This window comes from Lysinibacillus sp. NPDC096212, from assembly GCF_044763105.1.
GTDB lineage: Bacteria > Bacillota > Bacilli > Bacillales_A > Planococcaceae > Lysinibacillus.
In genome coordinates, this window is record NZ_JBIWFQ010000063.1 from 1 (window position 1) to 2,880 (window position 2,880).

Here is a 2,880-nt window from a genome sequence, read left to right on the forward strand (position 1 = left end):
GAAGGACGGCACTAACACCGATATGCTTCGGGGAGCTGTAAGTGAGCTTTGATCCGGAGATTTCCGAATGGGGGAACCCACTACGTTTAATCGCGTAGTATCTTGACGTGAATACATAGCGTCTTGAAGGCAGACCCAGGGAACTGAAACATCTAAGTACCTGGAGGAAGAGAAAGAAAAATCGATTCCCTGAGTAGCGGCGAGCGAAACGGGAAGAGCCCAAACCAAGAGGCTTGCCTCTTGGGGTTGTAGGACACTCTATACGGAGTTACAAAAGAGCGAGTTAGATGAAGCGACTTGGAAAGGTCCGCCAGAGCAGGTAAAAGCCCTGTAGTCGAAAGTTCGTTCTCTCCTGAGTGGATCCTGAGTACGGCGGAACACGTGAAATTCCGTCGGAATCCGGGAGGACCATCTCCCAAGGCTAAATACTACCTAGTGACCGATAGTGAACCAGTACCGTGAGGGAAAGGTGAAAAGCACCCCGGAAGGGGAGTGAAAGAGATCCTGAAACCGTGTGCCTACAAGTAGTTAGAGCCCGTTAATGGGTGATAGCGTGCCTTTTGTAGAATGAACCGGCGAGTTACGATTACGTGCGAGGTTAAGCTTTAGAAGGCGGAGCCGCAGCGAAAGCGAGTCTGAATAGGGCGAATTAGTACGTGGTCGTAGACCCGAAACCAGGTGATCTACCCATGTCCAGGGTGAAGGTGAGGTAACACTTACTGGAGGCCCGAACCCACGCACGTTGAAAAGTGCGGGGATGAGGTGTGGGTAGCGGAGAAATTCCAATCGAACTTGGAGATAGCTGGTTCTCTCCGAAATAGCTTTAGGGCTAGCCTCGTGATGAGAATACTGGAGGTAGAGCACTGTTTGGACTAGGGGGCCATCCCGGTTTACCGAATTCAGACAAACTCCGAATGCCAGATATTTATACACGGGAGTCAGACTGCGAGTGATAAGATCCGTAGTCAAAAGGGAAACAGCCCAGACCACCAGCTAAGGTCCCAAAGTAATCGTTAAGTGGAAAAGGATGTGGCGTTGCACAGACAACCAGGATGTTGGCTTAGAAGCAGCCATCATTTAAAGAGTGCGTAATAGCTCACTGGTCGAGTGACGCTGCGCCGAAAATGTATCGGGGCTAAACGATTCACCGAAGCTGTGGATTGACATCTACGATGTCAGTGGTAGGAGAGCGTTCTAAGTGCGTTGAAGTCAGACCGGAAGGACTGGTGGAGCGCTTAGAAGTGAGAATGCCGGTATGAGTAGCGAAAGACGGGTGAGAATCCCGTCCACCGTATGACTAAGGTTTCCTGAGGAAGGCTCGTCCGCTCAGGGTTAGTCGGGACCTAAGCCGAGGCCGATAGGCGTAGGCGATGGACAACAGGTTGATATTCCTGTACCACCTCCTCACCGTTTGAGAAATGGGGGGACGCAGTAGGATAGGGTAAGCGCGCTGTTGGATATGCGCGTCCAAGCAGTAAGGCGTGTGTGTAGGCAAATCCGCACACTATAACGTTGAGCTGTGATGGCGAGTCCGTATGGACGAAGTTCCTGATTTCACACTGCCAAGAAAAGCCTCTATCGAGGTGAGAGGTGCCCGTACCGCAAACCGACACAGGTAGTCGAGGAGAGAATCCTAAGGTGTGCGAGAGAACTCTCGTTAAGGAACTCGGCAAAATGACCCCGTAACTTCGGGAGAAGGGGTGCTCTTGAGCGTGCAAGCGCATGAGAGCCGCAGTGAATAGGCCCAGGCGACTGTTTAGCAAAAACACAGGTCTCTGCAAAACCGTAAGGTGACGTATAGGGGCTGACGCCTGCCCGGTGCTGGAAGGTTAAGAGGAGTGGTTAGCGCAAGCGAAGCTGCGAATTGAAGCCCCAGTAAACGGCGGCCGTAACTATAACGGTCCTAAGGTAGCGAAATTCCTTGTCGGGTAAGTTCCGACCCGCACGAAAGGCGTAACGATCTGGGCACTGTCTCAACGAGAGACTCGGTGAAATTATAGTACCTGTGAAGATGCAGGTTACCCGCGACAGGACGGAAAGACCCCGTGGAGCTTTACTGTAGCCTGATATTGAATTTTGGTACAACTTGTACAGGATAGGTAGGAGCCAGAGATCTCGGAGCGCCAGCTTCGAAGGAGGCGTCGGTGGGATACTACCCTGGTTGTATTGAAATTCTAACCCATGCCCCTTAGCGGGGCAGGAGACAGTGTCAGGCGGACAGTTTGACTGGGGCGGTCGCCTCCTAAAAGGTAACGGAGGCGCCCAAAGGTTCCCTCAGAATGGTTGGAAATCATTCGTAGAGTGTAAAGGCACAAGGGAGCTTGACTGCGAGACCTACAAGTCGAGCAGGGTCGAAAGACGGGCTTAGTGATCCGGTGGTTCCGCATGGAAGGGCCATCGCTCAACGGATAAAAGCTACCCCGGGGATAACAGGCTTATCTCCCCCAAGAGTCCACATCGACGGGGAGGTTTGGCACCTCGATGTCGGCTCATCGCATCCTGGGGCTGTAGTCGGTCCCAAGGGTTGGGCTGTTCGCCCATTAAAGCGGTACGCGAGCTGGGTTCAGAACGTCGTGAGACAGTTCGGTCCCTATCCGTCGTGGGCGTAGGAAATTTGAGAGGAGCTGTCCTTAGTACGAGAGGACCGGGATGGACACACCGCTGGTGTACCAGTTGTCTTGCCAAAGGCATCGCTGGGTAGCTATGTGTGGACGGGATAAGTGCTGAAAGCATCTAAGCATGAAGCCCCCCTCAAGATGAGATTTCCCATTACGCAAGTAAGTAAGATCCCTCAAAGACGATGAGGTAGATAGGTTCGAGGTGGAAGTGTGGTGACACATGGAGCTGACGAATACTAATCGATCGAGGACTTAACCAAAA

1 rRNA gene is annotated in these 2,880 nt (G+C 52.4%); it reads left to right on the forward strand.

Going from position 1 to position 2,880, the window contains the following annotated elements:
- Positions 1-2,878, forward strand: a 23S ribosomal RNA gene (locus ACIQ7T_RS27915); the annotation flags it as partial.
- Between the last annotated feature and the right edge of the window lie 2 nt (positions 2,879-2,880).